15 protein-coding genes are annotated in these 25,544 nt (G+C 44.2%); 8 read left to right on the top strand and 7 right to left on the bottom strand.

The window, feature by feature from the left end:
• Window position 1 precedes the first annotated feature (1 nt).
• The 4 genes from ACVFI8_RS04675 to ACVFI8_RS04690 form a co-directional block, all read right to left on the bottom strand.
• Entirely contained in the window at window positions 2-415 is a 414-nt protein-coding gene (locus ACVFI8_RS04675; RefSeq protein ID WP_248714615.1) for a hypothetical protein, read from the bottom strand.
• Between the two features lie 83 nt (window positions 416-498).
• The gene (locus ACVFI8_RS04680; protein ID WP_457873145.1) at window positions 499-5,916 is read right to left on the bottom strand and encodes a response regulator; all 5,418 of its coding nucleotides are present in this window, start codon (window positions 5,914-5,916) and stop codon (window positions 499-501) included.
• A gap of 356 nt (window positions 5,917-6,272) precedes the next feature.
• Window positions 6,273-9,095: a glycosyl hydrolase family 8 gene (locus tag ACVFI8_RS04685; protein WP_457873146.1), complete on the bottom strand. Its 2,823-nt coding sequence runs from the start codon at window positions 9,093-9,095 to the stop codon at window positions 6,273-6,275.
• A 348-nt stretch (window positions 9,096-9,443) separates the two neighbouring features.
• Window positions 9,444-10,154, bottom strand: a complete 711-nt coding sequence (locus tag ACVFI8_RS04690) for a pirin family protein (RefSeq protein WP_248714612.1) — start codon at window positions 10,152-10,154, stop codon at window positions 9,444-9,446.
• Between the two features lie 345 nt (window positions 10,155-10,499).
• Here ACVFI8_RS04690 and rsgA point away from each other — a divergent pair, with 345 nt between their 5' ends.
• The 5 genes from rsgA to ACVFI8_RS04715 all read left to right on the top strand — a co-directional run bounded on the left by rsgA (window position 10,500) and on the right by ACVFI8_RS04715 (window position 17,417).
• The gene (rsgA, locus tag ACVFI8_RS04695; protein ID WP_248714611.1) at window positions 10,500-11,555 is read left to right on the top strand and encodes a ribosome small subunit-dependent GTPase A; all 1,056 of its coding nucleotides are present in this window, start codon (window positions 10,500-10,502) and stop codon (window positions 11,553-11,555) included.
• Between the two features lie 172 nt (window positions 11,556-11,727).
• Window positions 11,728-13,140, top strand: a complete 1,413-nt coding sequence (locus ACVFI8_RS04700; protein WP_457873147.1) for a hypothetical protein — start codon at window positions 11,728-11,730, stop codon at window positions 13,138-13,140.
• 759 nt (window positions 13,141-13,899) lie between these two features.
• A complete protein-coding gene (locus ACVFI8_RS04705; protein ID WP_457873148.1) occupies window positions 13,900-15,078 on the top strand; it encodes a glycoside hydrolase family 11 protein in 1,179 nt (392 codons plus the stop codon).
• 20 nt (window positions 15,079-15,098) lie between these two features.
• Window positions 15,099-16,067, top strand: coding sequence for a HEAT repeat domain-containing protein (locus tag ACVFI8_RS04710; RefSeq protein ID WP_457873149.1), 969 nt, complete (start codon window positions 15,099-15,101; stop codon window positions 16,065-16,067).
• A gap of 438 nt (window positions 16,068-16,505) precedes the next feature.
• A complete protein-coding gene (locus tag ACVFI8_RS04715; RefSeq protein WP_248714609.1) occupies window positions 16,506-17,417 on the top strand; it encodes an SMP-30/gluconolactonase/LRE family protein in 912 nt (303 codons plus the stop codon).
• Between the two features lie 62 nt (window positions 17,418-17,479).
• Here ACVFI8_RS04715 and ACVFI8_RS04720 read toward each other — a convergent pair whose 3' ends face one another.
• Window positions 17,480-17,902, bottom strand: a complete 423-nt coding sequence (locus ACVFI8_RS04720) for a hypothetical protein (protein WP_457873151.1) — start codon at window positions 17,900-17,902, stop codon at window positions 17,480-17,482.
• Window positions 17,903-18,091: 189 nt separating this feature from the next.
• Between ACVFI8_RS04720 and ACVFI8_RS04725 the strand changes: the two genes are divergently transcribed.
• Window positions 18,092-20,002 (top strand): glycosyl hydrolase 53 family protein, encoded by a 1,911-nt coding sequence (locus tag ACVFI8_RS04725; RefSeq protein ID WP_457873153.1) that lies wholly within the window; start codon window positions 18,092-18,094, stop codon window positions 20,000-20,002.
• A gap of 135 nt (window positions 20,003-20,137) precedes the next feature.
• Entirely contained in the window at window positions 20,138-21,871 is a 1,734-nt protein-coding gene (locus ACVFI8_RS04730) for a hypothetical protein (RefSeq protein WP_457873154.1), read from the top strand.
• Window positions 21,872-21,988: 117 nt separating this feature from the next.
• Here the strand turns inward: ACVFI8_RS04730 and ACVFI8_RS04735 are convergent, their stop codons facing one another.
• Window positions 21,989-22,666 (bottom strand): response regulator, encoded by a 678-nt coding sequence (locus tag ACVFI8_RS04735; RefSeq protein WP_457873155.1) that lies wholly within the window; start codon window positions 22,664-22,666, stop codon window positions 21,989-21,991.
• A 4-nt stretch (window positions 22,667-22,670) separates the two neighbouring features.
• Window positions 22,671-24,284, bottom strand: a complete 1,614-nt coding sequence (locus ACVFI8_RS04740; protein WP_457873157.1) for an ATP-binding protein — start codon at window positions 24,282-24,284, stop codon at window positions 22,671-22,673.
• Window positions 24,285-24,520: 236 nt separating this feature from the next.
• On the opposite strand from ACVFI8_RS04740, the gene ACVFI8_RS04745 reads away from it, so the two are divergent.
• On the top strand, window positions 24,521-25,492 hold the full coding sequence (locus ACVFI8_RS04745) for a tripartite tricarboxylate transporter substrate binding protein (RefSeq protein WP_457873159.1): 972 nt from the start codon (window positions 24,521-24,523) through the stop codon (window positions 25,490-25,492).
• Window positions 25,493-25,544: the final 52 nt, after the last annotated feature.

Below are 25,544 nucleotides of genomic sequence, written 5' to 3' on the forward strand. Positions count from 1 at the left end.
CTCAGTGAGCAGCCATTTTTTTTATCGGTTTATCGGTGAGAAAAGCGTGTAAGTCTTGACACTTTTGTTGGCGCTGAGGGGCTTGCATTTGCCCCCATTCCTGCTCTGCAACATGAATCAGATTGGCGACCACAGAATCCATAGTTTTTTGCTGTTCAGTGGCCATTTTGCTTACCTCTTCACGCCCTTGTTTAATCTCTTGCTGATGACTAACTCGCCATTGTTGAAAATCGTCACTCAATGATTGATTGGCCGGATCAACGCGGCAAAACCCGGTTAAGGAATGATAAATAATGGATTGAGCAAACAGTTGTTGATTATTGCTGATTGAGGCTTTAGGAAATGCCTGCACTGAACTAATACCAAGCAAACCAGTAACAACAAACAGTAAGCCATAGCCTTTACATGGATTCATTTACTTGCTCCTAAAATGTTAAGTCTAACTAAATCAACTGAACAGAGAGCCTTGGCAGGGTAAAGCCCAAGCTATGATTCAGCTTAGCTTAATAAGTTCTGTAATTCGTTTAACTGCTCGGCAGCGGTTTCAAAATCATATTCTGCAGCCGCCTTATTCATTTTTACCAGTTGCTGCTGAATGGCTTCGGGATATGTCAATTCGGCAAGCCGTTCGATAAGGTCTACCGCATCAGCATCATATTCTTCTAACTGAATAGCCAAACCCGCCACTGCCTCAGTGAGTGCTAGCAGGTTGGATGCTATTTGGCTGTCACTTTCCGCGCCTTGCTGAGATTTATTCATAGATGGGGGATTGTCTTTTGACTGAGGCAACAACGCGTCTATCTCGTTCAATACATCCGCGAGATGGATAGCCAGTTCACCCACTACTGTTTGGATCCGCTCATTGCTATTGTCAAACCGCTCGCCTGGCTGTCCGGGTGCAATTGATTCTGCGATAGCCTCTAGTGTTCCTGCACAAGCCTGAAGGGTAATAGCACCAATATTGCCAGCATTACCTTTCAAGGTGTGCGCTAAGCGCGTAGCCAATTCCCAATCAAACTCTCCAGCGGCTTGTTCAAACTGGCTAATAAAAACCTGCTGGTTAACAGCAAACTTTGAGAGCATTTTTTTATAAAGGCTGGCGTTTCCATTACAGGTCGCTAAACCCGCTTGTTGATCGATAAATACAGTATCTAAATTCTTCAGCTCACCAAGTGTTACATCATCCGCAGGCACTGAAAGCCTATGCTTATGTTTGAGTCCCGACGCACTAACCCACTTTGCCAATGTGGTGATCATCAGGTCTACATCAATGGGTTTGCTAATATAATCGTTCATACCTGCGCTAATAACCTTCTCGCGATCTCCACTCATCGCATTTGCTGTCATTGCGATAATCACGATGTCGTTATTAAAGCGTCTTATTTGCTGAGTGGCAGAGTAGCCATCCAATACCGGCATCTGTATATCCATTAACACCCCGTCGTACTGGTGATGTTGAAGCATATCGACCGCTATCTGACCGTTCTCGGCTAACTCACAGCTCACTCCTATACTAGTAAGTAGCTCCAGTGCTAAATCTTGGTTTAATTCATTATCTTCAACTAATAAAACATGGGCGCCATCAAGCTTTTCTTTAGCTTGAGATAACTTATCGCTAATCGTGGAGAGTGGCGTATATAAGGCAATATCCCGGCCACTGATACGAACTAGCTCGTTAAATACCGCAGAGGCGGTAATCGGCTTAGCCAGATATGAACTCACGCCAGCTTCTTCGCTACGCGCTTTAAACCGAGCATGATCATAGGCCGACACCATAATGAAGTTTATGGGATGACTACCTGCTTCTTGGCGCAAGGCTTCACAGGTGGCAATACCATCCATATCAGGCATGCTCCAATCTACTATTGCTATATCAAATAATTCAGGCTCGGCAGAGACTAAAGCGATAGCTTCAGTACCAGAGTGAGCAGTTTTAACAGTAGGGCCAAATGAAGAAACAATGGACGCCATAATATCTGCAGCACTTTCATTGTCATCCACCACCAAAATGCTCATATCGTTGAGGCTATTAGCATTTACTGAACTGCGTAAGCGAGGTCGCTCAGGGTTTAAGGTAAACCATGCGGTAAATATAAAATCAGTGCCTTTTCCCAGCGTACTTTCTAACCAAATTTCACCGTTCATTAATTCTACTAAGCTTTTACAAATGGTTAAGCCTAAACCGGTACCACCGTATTGACGGGTAGTAGAAGCATCAGCTTGTGTAAAAGATTGAAACAGCTTTAGTTGCTGCTCTGGAGAAATGCCAATACCAGAGTCTTTGACCGAAAACTGCAACTTAACTTGCTGTTCATTTTGCTCAATGACCGTCACTGAAAAAACGATTTCTCCTTGCTCAGTAAATTTAATCGCATTACTCGCCAAATTGGTAAATATTTGGCCTAAGCGCAAGGGGTCGCCCATTAAATTATTGGGAACGGTTGGCTCTATTAGGGTGAGAACCTCTACCCCTTTATCTTGGGCTTTAAGCTCAATTAAATTTAGCTGGTTTTGTAAGATATCGTTGATGCTGATATCTAAACATTCCATGGTTAATTTACCCGCTTCAATCTTAGAGAAATCTAGAATATCGTTAATGATCCCTAATAAGGAGGCAGCAGCATGCGACACCTTATTAAGATAACTGCGGGTCTTGCGATCCAATTCTGCGGTTAATGCTAAATGAGTCATACCAATAATGGCATTCATTGGGGTGCGGATCTCATGGCTCATATTCGCTAAAAAATCAGACTTAGCTTGGTTCGCATTATCGGCTTCTTCGATAGCGTGGCTTAATTGAACATTCAAGTCTTTCATTTCAGAAATGTCATAACACCAAAATAACACTGCCGGTTGTTCTTTAAATTCGGTATTCAGGTAATTAGCGAAGCCGGTAAAGTGGCTACCGTCGGTGCGTTTGAAATCTATTTCTTGATTGACTACCGCTTCCCCCCGACGCAATTTATCGTAGCAGACTTCTCGCTGCTCTAAGTTCCTATAGATATCACTAATCGAGAACTGGTCGAGATCTTCAGCCGCTACACCAAACATATCTCTAGCCGTTTTATTTGAAAACAAAGTATGGTTATCGGCGACAATCGCCACCCCGATCGGGGCTGAGTTGAGCATATCAAACAACAATTGCTCTCTCTCTTGTAAGCGTTGCTCAGCCTGCTCACGCGCTTTGATTAATCCGGCTAATTTTCGGTTCCAAAATAGCGCCAGTAGTACCAGTATCACGGCAGCAATAACGACCTGCCACACTAAGGTGTAATCGATTTTTTCTATGACTTTGTTAGGTACCCATTTAGAGGTGATACTGTTCTTTTGTTGCTGGGTAATAGCGGCGATTGCTTTACTCACTATCGATTGGAGTAAAGGCTGGCTTTTAAGCGCGTATAACGTAGAGGCTACGCTTTTATCAAAGTCGCCAGTGACCGCCAAATTGCTATAGCCGCGGGTTTGAATCATATAATTGAGTACTAAAACAGTATCAACCATACCGTCAATATCACCACTTGCAACCTGCTCTATACCTTGCTCCGTTGACTTAGGATAAACCCAATTGATGTCAGGGCTTTGTTCTACTAACGAGGCGGTTTGAGAGGCACCTTTAATGATACCTACAGTCTTTCCTCTCAAATCGTTTAACGAGTTAATAAACCCTCGTTGTGTAAGGCCTGCGTAACTCACTTCGCTTTTGATAATAGGGAGTGTGGTCAGGTAATCCAATTCAAGATGACTATTGCCAAAAGCCGCAGATGCCAGCATTACTTTGCGGTGATGAATAAGCTTTAATGATTGCTCCCAAGAGTCCACCGCCACCGGTTCAAATACAATGCCGGTACTGGCACTAATCAATTGTAAGTTGTCAGCAATAATGCCGATATATTCACCATCGCTGTCTAAGGCCTCATAAGGCAGTGCCGCTGGGTCTACCGCAATTTTAACCACTGGGTTGTCTCTGATCCATTGCTGTTCAGCCTCACTTAAATTAAGCAATTGTCCCGATAGTTCATGACGTTCATAAGTGAGTCGCATTTCTGCTAACTCAGGACCGTTTAGGTCACTGAATTGCCGTAAATCAGGCACATTAGCTGAGATGATTTTTTCTGGTGTATTTGCTTCCGCGTAAAAAGTAATACGGCCTACTTTATCAGTACTATCGTTATGCAAGAAAAAGCTTTCTTTAGATAAACGGCTCAGTTGAGAAACTTGGATTGCGTCTACCGTTTGTAACTCGCCATCGATCTCTTGTAACTGCAAAATAACTTTTCGAGGCGAATCTGAACTCACCGAAATAGCTTTGATGTTAGAGCTTTTGAAAAATACCCTAAGAATACTTCTCAGCTTTTTAATATTGTTATGAAAAATATAAGGCGCTACTAAATCAGCAATTAAATTGGCACGTTTAATTTGATGAATAAAATTGGATTGCAAATACAGTTGCACCAACTGCTCGTAGTCATCACTCTGTTTTAAGGTTATTAAAGCTTGGTTAAATAAATCTCGAATTTGCTCATCTCGAAAAGACACCTTATAACCCACATTAGGGTTAGCAAATATACGATGAAACCTATAATCATCAACCAGGCTATTGGTCATGCCTGAATTACGAATGGTCCACTTGACTAACTCTTCATCAGCGATTAATACCTCTGCATCGCCTGAGAAAAATTCGGCCAACGACAATTCTTGAACCAACTGCTCTCGAAAACTAGAAGATTTTAGCAAGCTGGCACCAAATTCAGAGGCATATAATTGCTTAGCGCCACCAAAACTGGTCACCGTGTAGTTGCTAAGTTGGCTGGGCGAAGTGATATCCAAATTATCCATTTTACGTGTGACGGCAACATTGCTAAATTCAACGATATCGTCTGAATAAAACAAACCATCTTGTTGCTCTAGTACGCCTGCAGAGAAGTCTAAACTCTGATCTTCATTCAAAATAGTTTGACCGCGAAATGTGGGCAACTGTTCTACCGTTTCAATTCGGTAACCAATCGACGATAACACTTGGCGAACTATTTCATATTCTAGCCCTACTTCAGAACTCTGATCGTACATGTAAGGCGCACGGCCATAACCAAAAGCGCCATTCATGATTTTTTGAGAAGAACTATTGGTAAGCCAATGGCCTGAGATGCGATTACGGGTTTCTATATCTATATGTTCAATCGCTTTATTAATTACCGACAGTAATAATGGTGACTGCTTTGCTACCCCCATTGAAATAGCGATGTTTTTCCGCTCGCTAATTACAGTGTTCTTTTTAATATTATTTAAGCGCAGCTTATTTTTTATATATAAGGTAGAGCTCAGCTCACCAATGGTGCCATACACTTCGCCGTTGGCCACCGCCCGTAAACAATGGGCGGGCTCTTCATAGTATTTAAGCTGAATATTGGGGTAATGCAGCTTTAACCAATTAGTTTGCTCGTAACCTTTTATCACCGCTAAGGTTTTCCCACTAGCGCTATCAATAGAGACTAATGTAGGACTATCTTTTAGGGTAAAAAGGTACTCGGTATGTAACAGATAAGGAGTTGAAAAATAGGTAAAACTTTCTTTTTCCTGATCATTAAACATCATCGGGATTACGTCAAAACGCCCTTGCTTTAAACCCTCCAGCATGTCTGACCATGGTAAGCCCACTTGGTATTTAAATCGTAAGCCACTTAGCCTTTCAATTTCATTGAGATAGTCTCGCGAGATCCCCTCGAACTCGCCTGCGTCGTTGATAAACGCATAGGGGAAAAAGTTTGCATCAGGGGCAACTAATACTTCCCCTTGATTTGCGATCCATTGCTGCTCTTCAACACTTAAATTTAGGCCCGATGCGAGGGTGCAGTTTGCCAGTAACGTTAGGGCAAAAAACACACTCCCTAGCGCTAAAAATCGTTTCCATATAGTCAAATCATTCACCGAATATTATGTCGTTAACGACAACAAGCTGACCACGAGCTTATCTTAGGTTTATGTCTACTAATGATAATAGACCATTGAATCAAAGCGGGTTTGTTACAAGCTAAACTATGCGCTGTCAGTCAACTTGGTCACAAAATTTAATGAAGTTCTGCGTTTTAAGGAGGATATTAAGGCGTTGATGTTAATCAGTACTTTATTGTCTTGAGGTGCTAATACCGCTGACAACCATTGATAGCTGGTGTCAATGTAGTTTGATTCGGAAGGTTATTCGCAAATCCCCTAAATCTAGCGATAAAAAGAACATGGCAAAAAACGGCCATGTTCTTTTACTTATCCCATACTCATTAATTAACGGGAATAAATTTGATCCAGTTAAGATTGAAGTTACCTTGCTGAATATTAAAACGCAGCGTTTGCTGACCGCCATCAACCACTACATTGTTATGCATTTGGCTTTGCCAGTTTTGCCAACCGCCAGTAGCACCTACATTAGTAGCAGCGACCACCTGCTGGCCAGCCAACTCAATGTTATATTGACCACCGCCTGGGTTAGACGCTACCCGAACCTCAATTTGATAGGTGCCGGCGGCTAAATCTACGCTGTATTCCAACCACTCTCCAGCTGCTGTCCAACCTAGGTTGTAACCGCCACCGAGATCAGAGGTGATTTGCAAATCAACATCATCACTGCGGTAACTGCCACCCGCGTTACCACTGCTGGTATCATAAAACTGAGTGTAATCTTCCGCTTGCAGCAATACCTCACTTGGCGCAACGGGGTTACCACCACCGGTACTGCTACCACTGTAAAGCTTATACCAATCTAACAAGGTGTCGTTTTGGCCTACATCGCTTTCCAATACAAACTTCAAGGAACTAACACTACTACTTAAACTAAAGTTTATGGTCTGCTCTGTGCGACTAGTACCACTAAAGCTGCTTGTTCCGATCTTTTGAGACCCCGCATAAACACTGATTCCTGCAGCGGTATTATTACTTGACGAACCATTGATAACTAAGCGGTAAGAACCCGCGTTCAAGTTGCTGGTATTTACTGTTACTGCTTCAGAGTTACCGTAAAGAATAACCCCGGCATAGGGAGAGGTAATAGGTTGACGATAAGATGGCGAAATCACACCATTTTCCAACTGTACTTGCTCTAACAGCTCGCCTTCTACTGGTGGTGTACCACCGCCATCGTTAGCACTTACCGTAATAGCTACACTAGCATTCGCGCTAGCTTGTCCGTCACTAAGGGTATAACTAAAGCTATCACTACCTACAAAACCACTGTTTGGCGTATAACTTAAGGCGTTACCTACTTGGCTAACGCTGCCGTTACCGGCTTGAGTAAAGCTGGTAATAGTTAAACTATCACCATCGGCGTCGCTGTCATTTTGTAGAACTTGAATATTAACAGCCGTATCTTGCTGGGTACTTGCACTATCGTTGTTCGCAACCGGAGGCTTATTTCCACCGGTTGGTGGAGGCGTAACCACATCACACTCACCCGCTGGACAGATGATGCGATAGTTACCACTCAGGGCCAACATACCAAACATGTATAAAGTACCATCGTAATAACGGTATTTTCCGCTGGGTACAGGGGTATCCCAAAAGGCTTGCACAAACTCCCAAGAGCGTTCGTTATCAGAGGCTAAACTGGCTAAAGCATTCATCGCGACTAAGCCCGGTGAATGATCAGAATTGTTTTGGTAAGGCGTACCATCTAACTCATACAAACTTGAGTAAGAATCAATGCCTTCACTCTGGAAAAAACCTTGCAAAGCGTTTACATAATCGGTTTGCCAAGGATCATTTTGCCACCATGCAAAGTCCATTGCAGCGTTACCTACAGTGCGCCAAGCGTCGTATTGGAAGGTATCTTTCCAGTGTTGGAAGTCACCATGTGGAGTACCATCAAAATAGGCGTAGTCTGGGCTTAAACCATTAGCAGGGTTAACCGTGGTTTTTAAAAATTCACGACTAGTTACTGCTAAGCCTGCCCAAAAATCATTATTATTATCGGCCCAGCGAGCCCACAATTCGTAAAAGGCCGGTAGGTGATAAGACGGATCGGTCCAGTTTCTGTCAGTGGGAGTTGCTGGCGAGAATACAATTTGGTTTTCCGCATGGTTAAACAAGCTGAATTCTTCAAGTTGCCCTTGGTTGTTGTAGCGAGTTTCGCCATTACCATACATATCTTTTAGGATCTGATTGGCTTGTTCACGATAATTATAAATACCGCTACCATCCCCCCACAAGTGGGATGCAAAAAATAACGCCGTAACAAAGTATTCCTCGCCATCAGGCGCTGGATTGGCATCTTGTATATTGCCGCTAGTGCTTACCTTCCATGCAAAATAACCTTTGTTATTGCCTGATTTATTTAACGAATAGGTATGTGCCCACTTCCACAACTTGTTGAAGTCTTCTTGTCGGCCCATTTGCACGGCCATCATCATGCCATAAGACATGCCTTCACTACGCACGTCGTTATTGCCTACATCCCAGATATAAGCCATGTCATTACCTACCGGGATAAACAAGGCTTTGTTGGCGGTGTCACTACTATGAAATAGCTGGTCGTAAACCGCTTGGACTTTGGCATCCACTTCGGCTTGAGAATATCCCAACTCTGCAAACATATTACGATAAACACCCGTTTCATAGGCGCCTGCGCTAGGTAATACCGGTGGCGGTGGTGGTGGCGCAACATCACCAACACGATGTAATTCAAACCAATCTAATAAGGTATCGTTGCTACCGTTATCGGTTTCCAACTTAAATTGCAGGGTAGAAGAGCTGGGTTGAGCATCTAGCTTAAAGCTAATGCTGTTTACCGAGGCACTGGTCCCTGAGAACTCGGTAGCCCCGAGTTTTTTGCCGGCCAAATAGACACTAATACCGGCAGTATTATTAGCGCTGCTAGCACCGCGAATATCTAAACGAAATTGACCCGGTATATTACTTAGTTGGACTTGAGCCTCTACGCCATCGTTATCGGCGTAGGCAGCCACTCCGTTAAACGGGCTATCAATTAAACCCGAATACCCCGGCAGCAAACTGCCATTCTCTAACTCAAACTTTTGTAACACTTCGGCTGAGCAGAGCGGTGACAGCACCGTTAGGCCAATCAGCGCCAATGTTGGTTTATTAAAGATCATTCCTTTCATCCTCATATATAATGTCTGCACGCGAGTGATGCCAATATTTTATTTTGATATCACTCTTATTTAGCTCCCTTATTGGTAGAGCGAGCTGTTTTTATATCGTATGCAGCACAAACCATAGCAGCGCTTAAAAAAACGCCAATACCAGATGAAAGCTATCATTAGTGTAAAAAGAAAGATCGTACAAAAAATAGGCGGAACTGTGAGCCACGTTAACAAAATGTTAATAGTGAAAATTCAAGAGGTGGGCTTCAGTCGATAGAAAGACATTAATACTGTGAAGTAACAACAAAACCCAACACTCTGCAAGCTTGGCTGTTTTGAATGATGAAAACGCGCCACTTAAGCGCTAGGTAAATCAAACCATAATGCTTCCAAAGGATGGTCTTCGGTCAAAATGGTCATCGCTTGCTCACCCGACAAGCCCACGCCATCGCCAGGCCGCACAGTATAGCTAAAGCCAGATGCTTGCTTTAAATTTGCCGCCCCCGATATCACCTGCAAATAACCGCATGCTTTAAGCACTTCTAGATTGAATTGGCTATTAGCGGGTAACAATAAACGGTAAATGGCAGCGTCTTGATTGAGTATTAATGAACCATCTCGACCGTCATGGGTTACTAAGGCAGTGAGTGGTGATTGCTGATTTATGGAGGCTTGCTGATAACCGGGAGCTAAACCTTTTTGCTGCGGCTTAATCCATATTTGTAAAAATTCTAAGGATTGTGACTGAGAGGCATTATATTCTGAATGACTAACGCCAGTGCCAGCGCTCATCACTTGAATGTCACCAGCAGGTACTTGGTAGCGATTACCCAAACTATCAATATGCTCTACCACGCCCTTGGTAACATAAGAAATAATCTCCATCTCTCTGTGCTGGTGAGTATCAAAACCTTTACCAGGAGCCACGTGGTCTTGGTTAATCACCCTTAATACTGAATACCCCATATGTTGAGGGTCGTAGTAATGGGAAAATGAAAAGCTATGCCGGCTTTTCAGCCAACCCAAATCTGCTAAGCCTCGCTCGCTGGCAGGTCGAAAATAGTGCATTTCGCAGTCCCCTATCACTTAATTCATTTTATTTACTATCACTTTACTGATAATACGCAGTGACTTACTTAAACGTTTTAAATTGGCACATATTTATTTCGCTTACTTTAAGGACCGAACAATGCCACGAAGTCATTCAATTAATTATGGGTAAAGCCCTAGAATTTTGATATTATTTAGGCGATTTTAAATCACCAGCGAGGATTCATAATGATTGTAATCAATACTCCACGGGCTCAGGAAAACGCATAGTCGTTCTCTCCTGCTCAGCCCGGTTCGTGCCGGGGCGTTATAACGACCCCTATAATTTTAAACACAGCACCTATGTGCTTTGGGGTAATCTCAATGAGTATTTCTTTTTCTCTATCGCAACTTGGATGGAAACCCTTTTTTCAACAACAACTAAATTTAAACGAGCTCAGTTCATCTGTGCCTGCTCGGGTATTTGAGCAACACCGTAGTGAGTATCTGCTGGCAACAGAATCGGGTATGCAACGGCTCAACATTACTGCCAATATGCCTAAAATGGCGGTGGGTGATTGGCTGCTCATCAACACACAAGACACCGGTGAGTCCAGCTTTATAAAACAGCTGGAACCAGCCACGTTATTTAGCCGTAAAGCAGTAGGAACACGCGCCGAATTGCAGTTAATCGCTGCCAATGTTGATACGGTATTTATTGTTTGCTCGTTAAATAGCAACTTTAATTTAAGCCGCATAGAGCGCTATTTGGCATTAGCCAATGAGGCTAAGGTTGACCCTGTAGTGGTGTTAAGCAAAGCCGATACGTGTGATGATGTTCCACACTATCAACAACAAGTTCAACGGCTTGACCCATTGTTAATGGTTGAAGCAGTGAATGCATTAGATACCAATGATGTAGCCAAACTTGCAGCATGGTGTAAACAAGGCCAAACAGTCGCGTTTATGGGGTCTTCTGGCGTAGGTAAATCAACCCTAATTAATACTTTATTAGGTGAGGCAACGAGCCAAACAGGTGCAATAAGAGAAAGCGATAGTAAAGGCCGCCATACCACCACTGCGCGCTCGATGCATTTAATGGCGGAAGGTGGATTGTTACTTGATACTCCTGGAATGCGCGAGTTGCAGCTTAGTGATTGTGAAGAAGGCGTAAATGCGACCTTTAATGACATCACTGAATTAGCCGAGCAATGTAAGTTTGCCAACTGCCAACACAATAGTGAACCGGGTTGCCAAGTACGGCTAGCGATTGACCAAGGTGAACTAGACGAACGCCGTTTAGTGAATTACCAAAAGTTAATGCGTGAGCAACAATTCAATGCGGCCAGTATTGCAGAGCGCAGAGCTAGCGATAAAGAATTTGGCAAAATGGTTAAGTCTGTTCAATCAGGATCTCGTCATCGCAAACAGCGAGGATGATTAGCCAACATCGATAAACCGTATCAACGCTTAGAGAATGTCTTCACTAAGCGTTTTTTAATTAATACGCATTAAAAAACATAACCATATCTAAACTGTGGTTTTAAGCACTATATTTTTTCAAAGCCCATATACAATAAAATCAAACTCTTAAGTTGTATAAGGATGTGGTATGAAACGTGTTTTGCTTAGTGTTTGTTTATTAGCTAGCGGCAATTCCCAAGCGACAGCCCCCGCAATTCCTTCAGCCCAGCGCTGGCTCGAGAGTGTTGAAAAAGAACTTGCCCCCTTTTGGCTACATCAAGACGCTGCTGGACACCCTATAGGTAACTTCCCTACTTATCGTTGTAACGACGGTTCGCTGTATCAACAAATGGAACCCTGTGATGATTTAGCTTTTGCTCCCGAATGGATGAAACCTCACCTTGGTGAGAGTTATACCCGCATGCAAGCTAGACACACCTTTGTATACGGTGTGATTTTTCACCTCACCGGAGACAAGCAAGCGCTAGAACTAGCCAAAGCAGGCGTTGATTATTTACGCGAACACTTACTTGAAGAACAAGGTTCGGTAATTAGCGTAAGAGAAGCTGGCCGATCCATATACTCAGCCCAGCAACGTACCACTCAAGACTTAGCCTATGCTCAATTAGGTATGGCTTTCTACTATTACCTAAGCGGTGACCAACAAGTGCTCGCCGACATACTTAAAGTAAAAGACTATATTTTTGAACAATACTGGGATGCTGATAGCCAGCGACTGCGCTGGGTAAACGCGCCTTCAAATAACGGTAGCGGCGATGAAATAGAACTGGTCGCCCAACTGGATCAAATTAACGGCTACATGTTGCTGGTATCCCCCCTCTTACCTGAGCCTCACAAAAGCCAATGGGACACTGACCTTGCTAAACTGCTCGATACCATCATAAGTCAATTTCTTCGCCCTCAAGAGTTTCGTTTTTGGGGGACCAAACATGGTCAAGAATACCAACTAGATTCAGCTCGGCATAACGATTTTGGTCATACCGCTAAATCATGGTGGATGACGTGGCTAGCCGCTGAATATTTGGGCAATAGCAAACTCGCTCGGCAAAGCCAAGCAGGCTTAAAACAAACCTTAGACGCCGCATTTATTGAACATGGGGAAGGCGGTTGGCGACGTTTGCCCAACGGCGCTCCCGCTATTTGGTGGGAATACGCAGAGCTGGATCAATCAGCGGCAACACTGGCGCTAGTTGATCCCAGTGCTAGCCACTACTTAGCCAGTACCTATCCGCAATGGTTTGACCGCTTTATTGCTGAAGATGGTGGCACCTATCCAGTAGCGAACAAAGGCTTAAAAATACATCTTTGGAAAAGTGATTATCACTCCCTTGAGCATGCTTTAGTCGCTTACTTAACTAGCGCACAACTTAATGGGGAACCAGCAAGATTATATTTTGCTATGCCAGCCAACCAAGCGGCCTTGCGTCAGCCTTACTTCTATCAAGCGAAACAAGCTCAAGCTAGCAAGGTAGGTGAGTGGCAAGGTTTACCGATTAGTGAAGTAAACTATCAAGGAATAGGTATTAAACAGCACAACTAACAAAACCAAGCGGTGGTCGAGCAGATCTTGCTTGGCTGCCTCGCTTTAATACAAGGCTGACACGAACACATCAAGGCCCTCATGTTTTATCATTTACAGTTATCCTTTTTCACCATTGCAAACCTTCTCATCAATAAGAGAAAAAATTGTTATACCGTGTGAAATTTTGAACTAATTTTAGCCACCTTCAACTCTGTAAATTTTCATGTCAGTTTACTAAGAGCTTGATAAAATTATCAAATATCACCAAAAATAACCTGTCCCCTTCCCCTATATGATTGACTTCCACGATATGTATTTCGTGAGCAATGTCGAGTTTACAACCGATAGGCGTTACATATTCAGACAATAACTCCATTCAGTACATTGACCAAGCCAACTCTCAGGACTTTAATCTTACAGCGTTCAAAAACCACCCACATTAAGGGTGCGCTTAGGTTTCTTCTGGCTAAACCAGTAAATATAAGAAATCGAACAAGTAGATATGTTAACGCTAACACCTTGTCGTTAAATGAAAAATAACGGCTAAAGTCATCTATTTACTCACTGCATATCAGTGAAATGGGTGTCAAAAAATAAACGAGTTCGAACTAAAGTGGTCTTCACGAAAGCACAAGCTCGCCGAAAAGGCAGCATTGACTCACTCCTGTTTTAGTACTCACAAACCGAGGCGTCGGATAAAACTCCCACGCCAATAACTTGGATGAGCGAAGCCTTGCAGTTCTTCGATTCATTTGTGTAATCCTATGAGGAATAACAATGAAAACAACAGCAATAGCATCAACCTTACGTACCGTCGCAAAAGTGGCGATAAGCGGGAAAGGCTTCGCCACGGCAATCGCTTGTGCCGCCATCGTTTCCGTTTCGTCAGCTCAAGCACAAACACTGACGAGTAACCAAACTGGCTACCACAATGGATACTTCTATTCGTTTTGGTCAGAGAACAATGGCAGTAATGAAGCCACCTTCACCTTAGGTAACGGTGGTAATTACCAATCAAGCTGGTCCAACGTTGAAAACTGGGTAGGCGGAAAAGGTTGGAAGCCAGGTGGCCGTAAAAACGTCAAATATTCGGGGAGCTACCAAGCGAACGGAACCAGTTATTTGGCGCTATATGGGTGGACTCGAAACCCATTAGTGGAGTATTACGTCGTTGAAAACTGGATCGGTTTTAACCCAAGCACCGGCGCTCAAAACCTGGGTACGGTAACCACCGACGGTGGCACTTACGATCTGTACCGTACTCAGCGTGTAAACAAACCTTCTATTGAAGGCAATGCCACCTTTTATCAATACTGGAGCATTCGTCGTAACAAACGTTCCAGCGGAACCATCACAACCGGTAACCACTTTGATGCATGGGCGCGCAGCGGCCTGCAGTTAGGCAGCTTCGATTACATGGTTATGGGAACCGAAGGTTATCACAGCAGCGGCAGTTCAAACATCACTGTTAGCGAAAGCGAAAGTGGTGATAATGGCGGCGGTGACAACGGCAACGGTGGGAATGGCGTAACACCCCCCAATTATGCTGTGCGCTTACAAGCTAAACACAGTAAGAAATGTTTAGACGTAGCCAGTGTAAGTAACAACAACGGCGCTAATATCCAGCAATATAACTGCGGTGGTGGCAACAACCAAAAATGGAAGTTTTACAGTCAAGGGAACGGTTGGTACACCATTCAAGCTCAACACAGCAGGAAGTGTTTAGATGTTGCTGGGCCATCAACCAACAATGGCGCCAATATTCATCAATACGCTTGTCATAACGGCAGCAACCAACAATTTAAACTGTATGACCAGGGCGGCGGTTGGTTTACCTTGCAAGCTAAACACAGCAGTAAATGTGTTGAGGTAGCAAGCTCTAGCCAAAATAACGGCGCTAACGTTAATCAATATTCTTGCCATAACGGCAGTAATCAGCAATTTAAGTTCAACTAACTGCTTAATCGCATTTAGCTTTGGAAGAGACGGTCTCTGGCCGTTTCTTGCCTGATTCAACAGTTTTGGTGATGATGATGCGTGTAATAAAAATAGCGATGGTGATGACTCCAAGTTTAATTATGTTAGTAGTGCTAATCGTCATATTTGTAAGCAAGCCAAATGCGGAGGTAAATCGCCAGATCATCACAGATTTAAAAAACGACATTGAACAGCTGCAATTAAACTTAGAACATGCCAAGGCTCAGTTACAACAGGCGGATCAGCAAGGCCTAGTCGGCACTCAAAATGTAGACTCTCCGTGCAATGCTCCCAGAATTCCCGTTTCGCTTAGTCAACACGCCAACACAGCTAAAATGGAAGCCTCCTCTTCTCCGATTACTGCGACTGAATCAAGCCTACAAGCGCTGCTAATGGTGGCTAACGAGCATCCATTCGAACTAGAACATAAGATTAACGCCCTGCTACAGAGTGAAGATGAACAGCAGCAAGCCGCTTTAAGCCGTGCTTTATATGCGTGGAGTCAACAACCAGAGACTCTGCCTGATTATTTAGTTACCTCTATTTACGACCAAACAAGCGAAGATAATATACGCCGAGTCAGTGCACAAGTATTAGCCCAACGTGGCGACTTTAGCCTACTTGAAGATTACGTAGCAGAACAATCACTTGCCATTAACAGTGACCAAGACCAGCAGCGTAGCCAAGCCTTATATGCGCTTGCGCAAACCCACAACAATATTGCCGTTCCCCACATTCTGCCTCTACTTAGCGACGCCAATGACACCATACGAACCGATGCTTTGTTAGCGTTACTCAGCACCGGCAATGCCTCTCATGCCGACATTGCAATGGAGCTGATTAACGATAGCAATCATCAAATCAGCCAATTGGCCCAAGACGTTGCTATAAGCCTAAATCAGCTACCAGAGGATGCGAGGAAGCGAGTCACTCAAGTGGATATAGCACAAAATACTCCTGAATTGTAAACTTAAGATCCGTACAAACTGATCCCTGAGTCATTTTAAGCTGAGCATTAGCAAAGCAAGAAGCTGCAACGCTCGAGTAAAGCCTAAACCTCATTTCATCATAATAGTTACGCTTAGTTGCCGATAACTACTCGCTGTTTTGGGTTTGCTTGGCGCGGTAGATAGCTAGCTCACAATAATCAATAAACCCACCCCCAACACAGAATGCAAGCTCCACAAAACGCAACTTAGCCATTATCGCGCTTACCAATATCACTAATTCCATGAGCAAATAACTCTCTAACTTAAAGACTTATCACCTCAACTTGCGCCAATTCGCAAAAGTACAAATTATTCATGAAACAAAACATCGTCACTTTATGAAGTGTTACCATCGACCGCCGACGATTCGGATGAGAAAATCCCCTTAAGTTAAACCCAATAATCAAAGGAACAGGCATGACAAATACGCCCAAGGTTGAATGTATCTGGCCAGCACAAGCTCAATTAGGCGAAGGTGTTATATGGATAGAGCGAGAGCAAGCCTTGTATTGGGTAGACATCATAAAAGAAAGCCTGCATCGCTATGAACCTGCCACAGGCAAACAACAAACCTGGCAACAACAACCGATGATTAGCGCCATTTTGCCCACGCAAATAAAGGGTGAACACCCAACGTTTATTGCCACCTATGCTGATGGCGTTAAACTGCTACGCAACAACATCACTTATCCGCTCATTGATCCCGAACCACAAGCCCCTGATAATCGCTTAAACGATGCTTGGGTATCCCCAAATGGTGACTTATGGCTAGGCTCTATGGATTGCGCCATTAAGCAAGCCAGCGGCCAGTTTTACCGCTTAACACCACAATTAAAGCTTGAGTCCTTGCCACAGAAATACTGGGTAACCAATGGCCCTACCTTTTGTGCCAACCAACATTATGGCTACTTTGTCGATACCGAAAACTTCGTAATTTTACGCGCCAGCATTAGCGATAATGGGCAATTAGATGAGTTACAGCCATGGCTTGAGATAGACCGCAGTTTTGGTAACCCTGATGGGATTACCCTAGATGCCCAACAGCATTTATGGGTTGCCCATTACAATGGGGCTCAAGTGAGCCGTTATACTCCAGAAGGCATACTAGAGCGGCAAATAGCGATTCCTGCTCTTAACGTCACCAAGTGTGCCTTTGGCGGACCAAACCTAACAACGCTGTATGTGGTAAGCGCCCGCGCCGGCATGAGCCCTCAACAACTAAATAACTATCCTTTAAGCGGGGGAGTATTTGCCATTGAGCTAGAAGATATCCAAGGCTTAGCCACCCCCGAGTTTGCCATGAGCGAGTGGCCAGAAGGACTTGTTTAAACAAACAAAAAGGCTTAAGCAATTGCTTAAGCCTTATAGACCGATGTTCTGGGTAAATAAGTCTAGATGTTTTGACAATCTTTATAGGTTTTTACCTTACCTACAAAACCATTCTTTCCTCTAAGGTTCACCAGCAAACCAAAGCCATACTTGAGAGCTTCAGAAGTGGCCTCATCTTCGCATACCCTCTTCAGTAATTTTTGGGTAACGGACGCAGCAGCCTGAGGGTTCCACTCCATGCGATTGTGAATTAAACGATAATCATAAACAATAACATCGCTTGATAAATAGCAGCCAATCTCAAATTTAGTATCTTTGTAATGAACCAAAGAACAGCTGTCTACAATTCTTTGACGAACAGTTTCTTTATGGGGCGCATTAAGCTCTGTTTGGTAACTGGCAGCCACTTCTTCCACCGTTGGTCCCGTTGCTGCACAAGCCGAAAGGCCTAACACGAAAAATCCTAACAACACACTAGTTTTCATACTTCATCCTTGAATCAAACACAGCGAAATTAAATCACCAAATAACAATCGAATCAATAAAAAGACCTTGTAAGTTATATAGATAAGTTCGCTTAAAAAATGTTGTAGAGTAAAATGGCGCTCACAATACGCCTTTCGATTAACTGCGATTATCTACTCAGTATTCAACCAATAAGCTAAGCCACACTCATGCCACTCCGCCATTACTTCATGTTCATGGTACTCGTTGTCAATTTAGCGGCCTGCCAGTCGAGCGGTATAACCACCAACAAGCGAAACACGCCAGAAACTTCAGGCCTCATCGTTCAATCCATTGAGGGAATTGACGATAGCTTAATCAAAGGCGTAGACCTTTCTTCGATTATTGAAGCCGAAAGTAAAGGGGCTAGGTTTTATGACCAACACGGACAAGCTCAAGATATATTTAAGATCCTCGCTGACCATAACGTGAACTGGGTAAGAATTAGGCTTTGGAACAAGCCTTACGATGTTTATTGGTCAACAGAGCTAACCAAGCATCAAACTCCAATACAGGGGGCGATCGGCGGTGGTACCAACGATCTAGCAACGGCCATTGAGATCGCTAAGCGGGCCAAAAAACACAATATGCAGGTATTGCTTGATTTTCATTACAGTGATTTTTGGGCAGACCCTAAAAACCAAAGAATACCTGGCGAATGGCTAAACCTAGATCAGGCTGAGCTTGAAGACGCCCTTTATCAATTCACCTACAACAGTTTAACCAATATGCAGCAACAGCAAGTGTTTCCGGATATGGTGCAAATTGGCAACGAAATAGATAATGGTTTTGTGTGGCCCAAGGGAAAAACTATCACCAGCCCAGCAGCTATCGCATTAATTAAGGCGGGCATAACTGCCGCCAAAGATGCCAGCCAATTAGCCAAACGCCCACTTCCAATAATGTTACACCTAGGCGAAGGCGGCAATACAGAAAAGTTACTTAATACCTTCGACTCATTTGCTGCAGCCAAGCTGGACTATGACATCATTGGCCTGTCTTTTTATCCTTATTGGCATGGCGACATAAACACCTTGCAGTACAACCTCAGCACCTTATCTCAACGCTACAAAAAGCCAGTGGTGGTGGCTGAAACCGCTTATGCCTACACCTTAGACAACCTAGACAACACCGATAATATATTTGGCAAACAACAACAAAATGATGGTGGTTTTACCGCATCAGTTCAAGGCCAAGCCAGCGCGTTACGCGAGATATTTAATGCCGTAGCAACAGTACCCGCGCAGCAAGGCTTAGGCGTATTTTACTGGGAACCGGCTTGGTTGCGCGGAGGGTGGGTAACCGGCCAAGGGAATGCTTGGGAAAACCAAGCCTTATTTGACCTAAACGGAAAAGTACTAGCATCAATGAATGTCTTTAGCTTGATACATCAAGATGCCTTAAGTGAAGCCCCTATACTGGTGTCTACCGCGACGCCCACCTACCAATTTTCTAAAAATCAAAGCATCACCCTACCCGATACCATTGCAGCCACATACAGTGACGATTCTATACGTGAAGTCCCGGTTCAATGGTCATTAAAAAACCTCCCCAATAGTCAGCAAGCAGGTACTTATTCACTCAGTGGCTTAAGCAACACTCAACATCCAGTAAACGCTTGGATAGTCGTTTCTAATCAAGAAAATCATATCACTAACCCTGGTTTTGAAGATGGTCATTTAGCGCCTTGGCACTCATCAAGTAAGGTGTTTAAAGTCAGTAACGAGCAAGCCTTAAGCGGGCAATACGCGCTCAACTATTGGGCAGGAAAATCGCAAAAAGTGGCTTTAACTCAAGAAATTACAGGGCTTCCAGTTGGACGTTACCAGCTGAGTGCTAACATGATGGGCAAGCCCTTAAAACAAGGCAGCATTAGCTTGCTGGCCAGTACCACAACTAAACATTACCCGCTGCGTTTTTCCCCTTCAGGGTGGAACAACTGGCAACATTACAGTACAGAAATAGTGTCAGTTACAGATGGAAAGTTATCACTAAGCATCAAAGCAGATTTGCCCGCCGATAGCTGGGGGTGGATAGACGATTTACAATTGGTATTGCTTGACGAGAACTCAATACAATGAGTGCATATTATTAATTTACTTATTAATTGAAGTTATTCTTTGCCAATGATTTAATAGATTTTTTTAGTAATCATAGCGCTGTAACCCTATAGGTTTCATCTAAAGATTATGGGCATTTATACAATGGAGTTTTAGATGAAAAAAGTTCTTATCGCGGGCGCTGTGCTAGCGATTGGCGCAAGCGCGGGTGGTTATTGGTATTCACAACAAGCGGGGCCCTCGGTGTCTAGCGATGATGTACTGGCTTACGTACCAGCTGATACCGCCATATTCTCAGCCCAACTGAAGCCATTCCCGGTAAAATCCTATATCAACTCTTTGTCTAGCTCTTACAAAAGCTTACCTACAGATGCCTTTGACGAAGCAGACATTAGCGACCCGCGTGGTAAGTTCTTTTTAGCCTTATTTAACAGCTACAGCGCCGCCTTAAAAGATGGCCAAACCTTTGTTGACACCTTTGGCCTTGCCGATAATCTGCGCAGCTACTTTTATACCCTAGGCGCTGTGCCGGTCATTAAAGTAGAAGTGAGTAAATCCGAGGCTGTATGGGCATGGTTAGATAGCGCAGAGCAACAAAGCAGTTTCACCCATACTAAGCAAAACATCAAAGGTATTGAGTACCGCGCGTACACCTTAAATGATGAAGGCGACGACGAAACAGCCGACCTGATAGTTGCCATTAACAACAACATGCTTACCATTACCCTAAACACCTCTTTTAACGATCAAGCCGTGTTAGAAACAGCGCTAGGCTTATTACCTGCTAAGCAATCTATTGCCGACACGACACTGATAAGCGACAGCCTTACTAAACATGGATTTTTAGACGACGGTATCGGCTTTATTAACCATCAAGTCATTGCTAAGGCGATGACCACTACCGACGGTAACCTGCTGGCCAAACACCTTACTAAGCTGGTGGAAAAAGCCAATGATCAATCCTTAACCGAACTTCGTAATGCTACTTGTGACCAAGAATTTGCCAGTATTACCAGTAACTGGCCTAAAACAGTGGTAGGTTTCGACCATTTAAGTATTAGCGACCAAGAAAGTCGCTTTGACGCTCGTATGGTGGTTGAAAGTAACAACAACGTACTGCTAAAAGCCTATCAATCTATGAGTGGCTTTATTCCTTCTTACGCCTCTAAAACCGAAGATGCGGTATTTAGCATGGCCTATGGCATTGATGTAAACCAACTGGTACCTTCGCTACTGTCAGTATGGGAAGAAATGCTGCAACCAAGCTACCAATGTGCTCCATTAAACCAGATCCAAATGGCTATGCAGCAGCAAAACCCAGGCATGGTTGGCATGATGACCGGTATGGCGAACGGCCTTAAAGGCATAGGCATAGCCGTCTTTAACTACCAATTAGCTGATATTAGCCAACCTGAAGAACTAGAGAGCTTAGATGCGATTATCAGCGTATCGGCTGATAACCCAGCCGTTCTGTTTGATATTGCCAAACAGTTCTCTCCAGAACTGGCCAGTATTGCTTTACCCGCTGATGGTAGCCCAGTTGACTTAAGTGGCTTGTTACCTATTCCACCGAATATGAACATTCAACCTAAGTTAGCCCTCAAAGGTAATCACTTAGTGTTATTTAACGGAGAACGCGCCGCCACAGTGAGTGAGCAGCTAGCCTCAGAGCCGGTGCAAAACAACGGTTTACTCAGCATGTACATCGACTACCAACAAATGTTCGAGCCTATCGTAAGTGGCATTGAGCTAAGCGGTGAAGAAGTACCCGAAGAGTTATTAGAGTTAAAAGACTACCGAATCAAAGCGCAGGTGAATATGCAGGTAAATGACCAAGGTATTTCCTTTGGTTCTAGCATGACTAGCCAAGCAGACAGCGCCGTAAACTAAGCATTATTTTTGCAACGCTAATACTAAGGCTCGCAACTGCGAGCCTTTTTTGTGTGTGCAGATAACAAAGTATTCTGCCTACCCGACTAGTTTGCTTAAATATAGTTCTTAGCCAAACTACTTAAGCCGATGATAAACCCGCTCTGGTCTACCAACTGCACCATAGGCCACTTCTGGGTTTAGCTCATTACAACTGACTAAATATTCCAAGTAGCGCCTTGCAGTGGTTCTGCTACTGCCAATTTGCTTACCCGCAAGTTCTGCCGTTAAGGCGGAATGCTCGGTAAATAAAGCCCGCACCTTATCCAATGTTACCGCGTCTACCCCTTTAGGTAAGCGCTTCTTAGCCTCGCCGACTACGCCTTCGCTCATTGGCATGAGTTTATCTACGTCTTGCTGCTCAAAAGAGCTATTTTGATCAAGCCTACGTAAATAGTTTCGGTAATTATTGAGAGACTCTTGCAAACGCGGAAATACCACGGGTTTGAGAATGTAATCGAACACGCCATTACGCAGTGCCTCTTGCAAGGTCGCGGCTTCTTTAGCGGCGGTTAGCAGCATTACATCTATGGCTAGATCTTGGCTACGAATGTGTTTTAGTAGCTCTAGGCCTGTACCGTCTGGTAGGTATACGTCTAACAACACCAATTGCGGCGGTTTAGCGTTTATGTGGATCATCGCATCGGCAATGCTCAAGGCGATACCCGATACTTCAAAATCACTTACCCGCAGCAAATATTGGCGGTGAATCTCGGCGATGCCCGCGTCGTCTTCAACTATAAGAACCTGAATCAAATCGCTACTCCTGCTTTAACTGCTTGGGAATATACACGGTGAAACGGGTGCCCGATTGGTCACTACTAAACTCTACATTGCCCCGTAAAATTTGTACCGTTTCTTTGACTAAATATAACCCTATACCGTGGTCACCTTGGGTTTTAGTAGTCACACCTTGCTCATAAATACTCGGCTGTAAGTTATCTTGAATACCACCGGCAAAGTCTTCTACTTCTATAATGATGTCATTGCCTAAATCGGTCATCGACAGCGATACCGGTTGGCTAGTATTGCGGTGGCGTGTGGCTTCAAAGGCATTGTCTAAGAGGTTAGCCACTATGGTAACAATTTGCTCTGAACCACAATGTGCAGGTAAGTCGGTTAAGCTGCTATCGGGGTCAATTTTTAGCTCTAATCCCAACTCACGTGCGCGATGAAATTTACCCAATATACAACCCGCAATTACTGAGTCGTCTACCGCTTCTATTAAAAAGTGAATCAATTCTTGAAACTGATCGTTCGCTTGGCCAATAAAGGCCAAGGCCTTATCGCCCTCGCCTAATTGAATTAATCCCGCAATGGTATTGAGCTGATTAGAATGCTCATGATTTTGCACGCGTAAGGCTTCTGAGTGAGCTTTAATTTGCGATAACTGCTGAGTGAGTAAAGTGATTTCGTCTTTGCGACGAAAGCTAGATACCATTCCAATAAAGCGCTGATTGTGATCGTTCATCGGGATACGGTTAGCAATCACCAAGTGGCCATTAAGTAGCAGCTCTACATCGCTTTGCGCTTGAGGTTGGTCAAGCAGCTCAACCATATCGCTATCGGGTAACCAATCACGCAGAGCCATACCTACAGGGTTGATTGGCTCGCCGATTTTATCTTTATCCAGTAAGCGCATCGCGTTGGCATTTACGTTAGTAATTATACCCTCGCGGTTGATGGCAATAACACCCTCACGAATGGTATTTAGGGTGGCTTGTAGCTCTGCATACAGCCGGGTCATTTGCTCCGGCTCAAAACCCAGTAAAGTATCTTTAATCCGCTGCGCTAACCACCAGCCAATTAACATGTTTAGCGATAACACCCCCATCACTAACAGCGCCATAAAATGCAAATAGGGTTGTAATTGCACATCAATTTTTTCGAGCAAATAACCTACCGATACAATGCCAATAATGTCGCCTTGGCTATTACGCACTGGCACCTTACCGCGCACCGATACCCCTAACGATCCTTTGGCTTGAGAGACATATTCTTGGCCTAACACTAGCGCTGCGTGGTTATCACCGCCCACCATGGGCTTGCCAATGCGCTCGCTTTTGGGGTGCGCCAATCTAATGCCTTCAACATCGCCTACCACAATAAAACTGGCTCCCATGGTACGGCGTAGTTCTTCGGCTAAGGTTTGCAAGCTATCGCTGTCGCGTCGTCCCACGGCGCTTACTACGTCGGGCAGTTTGGCGACAACTCTGGCTACGTCTAGCGCGCGTTCGCCTTTGTCTTGGTATTCGGAGTCGCTCACATACCAATAGCTGGTTACTACCACAATGCTAAGTTGGATTAGGCTGTAAACCAGCATAATAAGCAGCAAACGGGCGCGGTAACTGGGTAAGCGAGCTTGTTGATACATCTAAACATTTCCTTATTAACTAACAGTGAGCTTAGCACGAGCAGGCTTCACAGCTCTCGTGAACAATATGCACTTAATCACCAATATGGACTTTAAAGCCAATACTTGGCTTTCATTTCTATATTGCGCACTTCCGTTAACATTAATTTAACTTTGTTTGTCAGCAAGCAGTTTTAAGGCTTGGCAACAATCGCTTCCAGTGAACCTGGAACCCCCATGTAACAAGGAGAGAAAACATGTTAGCCAAGATTAAATGGGCAAAAACATTAGTAGGGGCCGCTGTATTGGCCACCAGCCTAAGTGGAGTAGTTCAGGCAGAAGAAATACATTTTCTTATTCCCGGCGGTGCCGGTGGTGGTTGGGACGGCACCGCTCGAGGCACCGGTGAAGCCTTAATGAAATCAGGCATTATCGACAAGGTGTCATTTCAAAACATGAGTGGCGGCGGCGGTGGTAAAGCCATTGCTCACCTAATTGAAACAGCCAAAACGCAAGAACACACCTTAATGGTTAACTCTACCCCTATTGTGGTTCGCTCACTTACCGGAGTATTTCCGCAATCGTTTCGCGATTTAACCCCTATTGCTGCCACCATTGCTGACTATGGCGCGTTAATTGTACGTAACGACTCCAAATATACCCACTGGGAGCAGGTGGTTGCCGACTTTAAAGAAAACCCCAATAAAGTAAAAGTAGCTGGCGGTAGTGCACGCGGTAGCCTAGATCACCTTATTGCAGCAGCAGCCATTAAGAATGAAGGCTTAAACCCAATGAAGCTACGTTACGTTGCCTATGATGCTGGCGGTAAAGCCATGGCGGGTTTACTCTCTGGCGAAACAGCCTTACTGTCAACGGGCTTAGGTGAGGCCTTGGAAATGGCCAAAAACGACCAAATTCGCATCCTTGCTATTACCGCAGAAAAACGCGTTAAAGATGCGCCAGAAGTACCTACCCTAAAAGAGATGGGCAACAATACTGTGTTTGCTAACTGGCGTGGTTTCTTTGCTGCTCCAGGCACAACGCCGGCTCAAGCAGAGAAATTCTCCGACCTCCTTAAATCTATGTACGCCACTGAAGAATGGGAAGTGGTTCGCTCGCGCAACGGTTGGGTAAACAACTTTGTACCTTACGGCCAGTTCTTTGGTTTCTTAGAGCAACAAGAAGAAACCGTAGGTAGCCTAATGAAAGAGCTCGGCTTCCTAAAATAATCCTATTAGCCAGCAACTCCCTTGCTGCTTTATTTGCTTACCCGCAGTACTA

The organism is Agarivorans sp. MS3-6, assembly GCF_054112545.1.

Bases quoted from the DNA above. Each gene is read 5' to 3' on its own strand.
- ACVFI8_RS04675 (WP_248714615.1), bottom strand. From the start codon at position 415: ATGAATCCATGTAAAGGCTATGGCTTACTGTTTGTTGTTACTGGTTTG.
- ACVFI8_RS04685 (WP_457873146.1), bottom strand. From the start codon at position 9,095: ATGATCTTTAATAAACCAACATTGGCGCTGATTGGCCTAACGGTGCTG.
- ACVFI8_RS04690 (WP_248714612.1), bottom strand. From the start codon at position 10,154: ATGCACTATTTTCGACCTGCCAGCGAGCGAGGCTTAGCAGATTTGGGT.
- rsgA (WP_248714611.1), top strand. From the start codon at position 10,500: ATGAGTATTTCTTTTTCTCTATCGCAACTTGGATGGAAACCCTTTTTT.
- ACVFI8_RS04700 (WP_457873147.1), top strand. From the start codon at position 11,728: ATGAAACGTGTTTTGCTTAGTGTTTGTTTATTAGCTAGCGGCAATTCC.
- ACVFI8_RS04705 (WP_457873148.1), top strand. From the start codon at position 13,900: ATGAAAACAACAGCAATAGCATCAACCTTACGTACCGTCGCAAAAGTG.
- ACVFI8_RS04715 (WP_248714609.1), top strand. From the start codon at position 16,506: ATGACAAATACGCCCAAGGTTGAATGTATCTGGCCAGCACAAGCTCAA.
- ACVFI8_RS04720 (WP_457873151.1), bottom strand. From the start codon at position 17,902: ATGAAAACTAGTGTGTTGTTAGGATTTTTCGTGTTAGGCCTTTCGGCT.
- ACVFI8_RS04725 (WP_457873153.1), top strand. From the start codon at position 18,092: ATGCCACTCCGCCATTACTTCATGTTCATGGTACTCGTTGTCAATTTA.
- ACVFI8_RS04730 (WP_457873154.1), top strand. From the start codon at position 20,138: ATGAAAAAAGTTCTTATCGCGGGCGCTGTGCTAGCGATTGGCGCAAGC.
- ACVFI8_RS04740 (WP_457873157.1), bottom strand. From the start codon at position 24,284: ATGTATCAACAAGCTCGCTTACCCAGTTACCGCGCCCGTTTGCTGCTT.
- ACVFI8_RS04745 (WP_457873159.1), top strand. From the start codon at position 24,521: ATGTTAGCCAAGATTAAATGGGCAAAAACATTAGTAGGGGCCGCTGTA.